Below are 7,124 nucleotides of genomic sequence, written 5' to 3'. Positions count from 1 at the left end.
TACACATAAAATAGGATTAATATATGCAAAATAAAATCGCATTAGTCACTGGGGCAACCCGTGGAATTGGGCGTGCAATCGCTGAAGAATTAGTTTCTAAAGGTGCATTCGTTATCGGCACGGCAACATCAGAAAAAGGGGCGGAGTCAATCTCAGCTTACTTAGGTGACAAAGGCAAAGGTTTAGTCTTAAACGTAGCGGATGCTGAATCTATCGAGCAAGTGCTTGCTCAAATTAAAGAACAATTCGGCGACATTGATATTCTCGTCAATAACGCAGGGATTACCCGTGACGGTTTATTAATGCGTATGAAAGAAGATGACTGGTTCGATATTATTCAAACCAACTTAACCTCAATTTACCGTTTATCCAAAGCAGTATTACGCCCTATGATGAAAAAAGGCGGCCGTATTATCTCTATCGGCTCTGTGGTTGGTTCATCAGGTAATCCGGGACAAACCAACTACTGTGCGGCAAAAGCCGGTCTTGTCGGTTTTTCTAAATCGTTGGCGAAAGAAGTCGCTTCACGCGGTGTAACCGTAAACGTGGTGGCTCCTGGCTTTATTGCTACGGATATGACCGATGAACTTACTGAAGAGCAGAAAAATGCAATTTTAAGCCAAATCCCAGCAGGCAAACTTGGTTCTGCACAGGATATTGCCAAAGCCGTTGCGTTTTTAGCATCCGATGATGCCGCTTACATCAACGGTGAAACCATCCATGTCAACGGTGGTTTATACATGAATTAACCGCAACAAGCGGTCTGTTTTAAACCGAATTTTGCAAATGTAGAATTCGGTTTTCTTTTGGAAATTTTCCTTTTTATTTTGTGTGGATAGGGCGATTGTCGCCCATCATTGAGGTTTTACGATGAATAAAAACACCTTTGTGGTGGGGTTTATGTTGTTTGCGATCTTTTTTGGCGCAGGTAACCTAATTTTCCCGCCTAAATTGGGCTTTGACAGCGGCGCTGAATTTTGGCCGGCAATTATCGGTTTTGTCGCTACCGGTGTTGGTTTACCGCTATTGGGTATTATTGTTGCCGCGCGCTATGAGGGCGGCTACAAAAAAGCGTTAGAAAATATCCATCCGTTGCTGTCTTTGGTGTTATTAAGCGCGATTTATTTAACTATCGGGCCGTTTTTTGCCATTCCAAGGACCGGCGCTACCGCTTACGACCTTGCCGTCACTCCCTTTATCGGTGAGGCAAATCCCGTTTCATTATTCATTTTTACCCTCATCTATTTTGGTATTACGCTATGGGTTAGTTTGAATCCGACAAAAATGGTTGACCGAATCGGGGCTATTCTTACGCCGGTTTTGTTGATTGCCATTATTGCATTGGTTGTCCGAATGGCGATGTTATTGTTAACGGATAGTCACCGCGCAACATCGATGGGTATCCATAATCCATTAATTACCGGATTTATTGAGGGATACCAAACCATGGATGTACTGGCTTCTTTCGCTTTTTCCGTGGTTGTGATTAATGCCATTCGAACTAAAAGCCATCGGCAAGAAAATCTCTTTAAGCAAACTGTGGTTGCAGGAGCTATTGCTGCGGTTTCACTTGCTTTTATCTATATTTCGATTGGTTGGGTAGGTAATAATACTCCGTTAACGGATGAAATGGTAAGAGAAGTCGTAACCAAAGGGCAGAATTTAGGTACCTTTATTCTTAACCAAGCGGCAGCACAAGCGTTTGGTGATTTTGGCAGAACATTATTAGGATTGATTGTTAGCCTTGCCTGTTTAACGACGGCAATCGGCTTAGTTGTTGCAACATCTTCCTATTTTAATTCGATTTTTCCGAGAATTTCGTATCGTACTTATACGCTTGTTTTCACGCTGATTGGGTTTGGATTAGCGAATCAAGGGCTGAATACCGTGATCAGTAAATCCGTCCCGGTTTTGTTAGTGTTATATCCGATTGCGATGACGACCATGTTGGTATTATTCGTTAATTTATTTATGCCGTTACCTAAATCCGCGCAGTTGTTGTCGATTGCTATGGTCACGATTGTGGCGGTATTATCCGTTTCCGGTATTGAATTTATGAATAGCTTGCCACTCAAAAATTATTCGATTGAATGGCTGCCGTTTGCAATAATTGGGTGTATCATCGGTATGATTCTACCCGGTGTGAAAAAGTACAATGAACGATTTAATTAAGGACATTCTATGCCTGAATTACCTGAAGTTGAAACCAGTGTGCGTGGTGTTTCTCCCTATTTAGTCGGTGAAACCATTGAACAGATAGTGATTCGTCAAAAGCAGTTACGTTGGTTGGTGAGTGATGAATTATCAGCAATGTCCGGTGCTAAAATTCAGTCGATTTACCGCCGTGCAAAATATCTGATTATTCATACCGATAAAGGCGATATTTTAGTCCATTTGGGCATGTCAGGTTCCCTTGGGATTCTGTCAAAAGCACAACCGAAAGTGATCGGCAAGCACGATCATGTGGATCTCGTCACGCAAAGCGGTGTCATTTTACGTTATAACGATCCGCGTAGATTCGGTGCTTGGTTATGGGTTGAAAATGCGCAGCGTGCCGATTTACTTGCAAAACTAGGACCGGAGCCATTGTCTGAGGATTTTACGGCGGATTACTTGTATAAACAGAGCCGTAATAAAACCGTCGCCGTAAAAAACTTTATTATGAATAATGCGATTGTAGTTGGTGTAGGCAATATTTATGCTTGTGAATCGCTTTTTATGGCGGGCATTCATCCTGAATTAGCGGCTCAAAATCTCAAACCTAAACAGTGCGAACGCTTAGTTACGGTGATTAAGGATGTTCTCACTAAAGCCATTATTCAGGGCGGAACGACGCTAAAAGACTTTATTCAGCCCGATGGAAAACCCGGCTATTTTGCTCAAGTGTTACAAGTTTATGGGCGTAAAGGCGAAGAATGTAATGATTGTGGATCCATTATTGAGGCAAAAGTGATCGGGCAACGTAATACATTTTATTGTCCAACGTGCCAAAAAATACCGAAATAATAGGTTAATTCACTCAATACAAGCGGTCGGTTTGCGAATGAAATTTGCAAAAAAATCACCATAACTGACCGCTTGATCGTAGATAAAAATGGCATAATTCGGTGCCATTTTTACTTTTACCCCGTTTAGTATTTCAGCCCTTGATGTAACTCCTGCACCGAATACACGCTAAACTCATTGATATGTTTCACCGCTTCGGAAATCGCATCGGCTCCTGCAATCGTGGTATAGACAGGCACACGTTGTTGCAGTGCGGTGCGACGGATTGAGTGGCTGTCGGCAATCACTTCAGGCTCACCGTTTACGGTGTTGATCACCATCGCAATTTCGCCGTTTTTAATCGCATCAACGATATGCGGTCTGCCTTCACGCACTTTATTCACGATTTGAGTCGCAATGCCGTTTTCGCGTAAGAATTTTGCTGTGCCTAAGGTTGCACATAAGCCATAGCCTTGCTCTTGTAGGCGTTTTGCGACATCAAGTAAACGAGGTTTATCGTTGTTATCTACCGATAAGAACACTTTTCCTGTTCTTGGAATACGTTCCCCAGCCCCTAGCTGTGCTTTAAAGAAAGCTTCGGCAAAGGTTTCGCCCACGCCCATTACTTCCCCTGTTGAACGCATTTCAGGGCCTAAAATCGTATCTACCCCCGGGAATTTGATGAATGGGAACACCGCTTCTTTAACGAAGTATTTTTGTGGGATTACTTCTTCGAGAGCATTGAGTTCCGCAAGACTTTCCCCTGCCATTACTCGTGCGGCGATTTTGGCTAACGGCTGACCTGTCGCTTTGCTCACAAACGGCACTGTACGGCTGGCACGAGGGTTTACTTCGAGAACATATACCACATCATTTTGCACCGCAAACTGTACATTCATTAAGCCTTTCACCCCAAGAGCAAACGCCATTTCTTTGGTCTGTCTGCGAATTTCATCGAGGATCTCACCGCTTAACGAGTAGGCAGGCAGAGAACACGCCGAGTCTCCACTGTGGATCCCTGCTTGTTCAACGTGTTGCATAATACCGCCGATCACCACGTTTTCACCGTCACAGATACAGTCCACATCGACTTCAATCGCATTGTTCAAGAAATGGTCGAGCAAGATCGGGCTGTCGTTAGACACAGACACCGCTTCACGCATATATTTGTTCAATTCTTCATCGTTATAGACGATTTGCATTGCTCGTCCGCCAAGTACATAAGACGGGCGAACTACCAACGGATAACCCACTTCATTTGCCAATGCTACCGCTTCTTGTGCATTGCGGGCAGTACGGTTAGCCGGTTGTTTTAGGTTCAAATCGTGTAAGATTTTTTGGAAGCGTTCACGGTCTTCCGCCGCATCAATGCTGTCTGCTGATGTGCCGATAATGTTCACGCCGTTTTCGTGTAAAGCATTTGCCAGTTTTAACGGCGTTTGACCGCCATAGTGAACAATTACGCCCCACGGCTGTTCTACACGCACCACTTCCAACACATCTTCCAACGTTAATGGCTCGAAATACAAGCGGTCAGATGTATCAAAATCCGTCGAAACGGTTTCAGGGTTGCAGTTCACCATAATGGTTTCATAACCTGCTTCACGCAAGGCAAGGGAAGCGTGAACACAGCAGTAATCGAACTCAATCCCTTGTCCGATACGGTTCGGCCCACCACCTAAAATCATCACTTTTTTACGATCAGACGGGTTCGCTTCGCACTCTTCTTCGTAAGTAGAATAGAGATAAGCCGTATCAGAAGCAAACTCCGCCGCACAGGTATCGACACGTTTGTAAACCGGCAGAATACCAAGGGTATGGCGATAATCACGCACCGCTTTTTCGCTGACTTTGGTAAGTTGGGCGATACGTTTATCCGAGAAACCTTTGCGTTTTAAACGATGTAATTCTTCACGATCCAAATCGCTTAACTGTTTTTTCTCAAGAGCAAGCTCTTCTTGCACCAAATCTTGAATTTGAATTAAGAACCACGGATCGATTTTTGAATAGTGATGAACTTCGTCCAAGCTAAAGCCAGCACCAAAGGCATCAGCAACATAAAGAATGCGGTTCGGACCTGGGTTTGCCAGTTCACGGCGGATTTTTTCAGACTCTTCCGATAATAAATTAAAACCACAAATCCCCGTTTCTAAGCCACGCAACGCTTTTTGCAAGCTCTCTTGGAAGGTTCTTCCCATCGCCATCACTTCGCCCACAGACTTCATTTGTGTGGTTAAACGGTCGTCTGCATTCGCAAATTTTTCAAAGGCGAAGCGTGGAATTTTAGTTACGACATAGTCAAGGGTTGGTTCAAAAGACGCTGGAATTAAACCGCCTGTAATATCGTTGCGTAGTTCATTTAAGGTATAACCCACCGCTAATTTTGCCGCCACTTTTGCAATCGGGAAGCCTGTCGCTTTAGACGCAAGGGCAGAAGAACGGCTCACGCGTGGGTTCATTTCAATTACGATCATCTTGCCGTTTTCAGGGTTGATCGCAAATTGCACGTTTGAACCGCCCGTATCCACGCCGATTTCGCGCAACACCGCCAAAGAAGCATTACGCATAATTTGATATTCTTTATCGGTCAAAGTTTGTGCAGGTGCAACGGTAATGCTGTCGCCCGTATGCACGCCCATCGGGTCAAAGTTCTCAATCGAACAGACGATAATGCAGTTATCCGCCTTATCACGCACCACTTCCATTTCATACTCTTTCCAACCAAGTACAGATTGTTCAATCAACAATTCGTGGGTTGGCGACGCTTCAAATCCCCGTTCGCAAATCGCTAAAAATTCATCACGGTTATAAGCGATACCGCCACCTGAACCGCCCATTGTAAATGATGGACGAATTAATGTTGGGAAACCGACCGCTTCCTGTGCTTTCAAGGCTTCTTCAAGGGTGTGAGCAATAAAAGATTTCGGGCAAGACAAACCGATTTTTTCCATCGCTTGTTTGAAACGACCACGGTCTTCCGCCTTATCAATCGCATCTTCACTCGCCCCGATCAGCTCAACATTGAACTGTTTTAACACCCCATTACGAGATAAATCTAAAGCACAGTTTAATGCCGTTTGACCGCCCATTGTCGGCAAAATCGCATCAGGACGCTCTTTTTCGATGATTTTCGCCACCGTTCGCCACTCAATCGGCTCAATATAGGTCACGTCCGCCATATTCGGGTCGGTCATAATGGTCGCTGGGTTTGAGTTCACCAACACCACTTTATACCCTTCTTCACGCAACGCCTTACACGCCTGCGCCCCTGAGTAATCAAATTCACACGCCTGCCCAATCACAATCGGACCAGCACCAATAATTAAAATCGTGTTTATATCTGTACGTTTTGGCATAGTTTTTTCTCTGTTGTTGAATGCGATTATGTCTTCGATCTGATCCCCCTCTTTAGCAAAGAGGGGTTAGGGGAGATTTGGCAAGCTAGATAGCAAAGTGAGAGATTAAATAGTCCTAAAAGTTTTTTTGATAAATATCTCTTATTAGCTATTTTCTTCGTTATTCACTTCTGCCAAATCTCCCCCTGCCCCTCTTTGCTAAAGAGGGGAGTGAGATCGAAGAAAATTTCCTATTTATCTCACTTATAAAAATCAGTTACAAGCGGTCACTTCTTCACAAAATTTTGTAAATTTTTTATCAGATCTCACCGCTTGTATTTTCATAAATATCTTCTTGAATGTGGTTTACAAGGCATTTTAGGTATAAAAGGCTTCCACTCAAGTTTATTCAAATTAATCTCCAACGTATCTAAGACCTTTTGTGTATCAAAATATCGTCGAGCAGGTAAACCACCTGTTTCAGTCAAACTCAGCCAAGCATTTGGAATACAAATATCTGCATATTCTGAAAGTGTAATAACTTTTTTACCTTTATATTTAGCACATTGTTCTGTAAACATTCCTGATACTTTGGCAATTAAAAATGCTGTCCCTTTTGGTACTTTATGCGTATCTGTTGCATACACTGGATTATGATTTTTTACTGCGAGCAAATAATCAATGTTTTTAATTCGACTTTCATTAATATCCCAATAACCAGAACCGCCTTCTGTTTCCAGCATATCTAGATTTATTCCCGTATATAACACTATTGTTTCATTTTGCAAATTTTTCATCAAATCT

Annotated in this window: 5 protein-coding genes; 3 read left to right on the top strand and 2 right to left on the bottom strand. The window is 43.2% G+C overall.

Annotation, left to right across the window (positions count from 1 at the left end; translation table 11 throughout):
• Window positions 1-23: 23 nt before the first annotated feature.
• From fabG to mutM, 3 genes are all read left to right on the top strand, one after another.
• A complete protein-coding gene (fabG, locus tag ACEYJ7_RS06610; RefSeq protein WP_373778286.1) occupies window positions 24-749 on the top strand; it encodes a 3-oxoacyl-ACP reductase FabG in 726 nt (241 codons plus the stop codon).
• 121 nt (window positions 750-870) lie between these two features.
• Entirely contained in the window at window positions 871-2,172 is a 1,302-nt protein-coding gene (brnQ, locus tag ACEYJ7_RS06605) for a branched-chain amino acid transport system II carrier protein (protein WP_373778285.1), read from the top strand.
• 9 nt (window positions 2,173-2,181) lie between these two features.
• A complete protein-coding gene (gene mutM, locus ACEYJ7_RS06600) occupies window positions 2,182-3,006 on the top strand; it encodes a bifunctional DNA-formamidopyrimidine glycosylase/DNA-(apurinic or apyrimidinic site) lyase (RefSeq protein WP_373778284.1) in 825 nt (274 codons plus the stop codon).
• Between the two features lie 125 nt (window positions 3,007-3,131).
• On the opposite strand, the gene carB is transcribed toward mutM, so the two are convergent.
• Window positions 3,132-6,341, bottom strand: coding sequence for a carbamoyl-phosphate synthase large subunit (carB, locus tag ACEYJ7_RS06595; protein ID WP_373778283.1), 3,210 nt, complete (start codon window positions 6,339-6,341; stop codon window positions 3,132-3,134).
• Window positions 6,342-6,661: 320 nt separating this feature from the next.
• The coding region (locus ACEYJ7_RS06590) for a hypothetical protein (RefSeq protein WP_373778282.1) at window positions 6,662-7,124 on the bottom strand (463 nt) is incomplete at its 5' end.

Source organism: Glaesserella sp., assembly GCF_041814905.1.
In the GTDB taxonomy this organism is placed as follows: Bacteria; Pseudomonadota; Gammaproteobacteria; order Enterobacterales; family Pasteurellaceae; genus Glaesserella.
The sequence above is the reverse complement of the archived record's forward strand: the minus strand, read 5'-3'. Positions and strand labels throughout refer to the sequence as shown.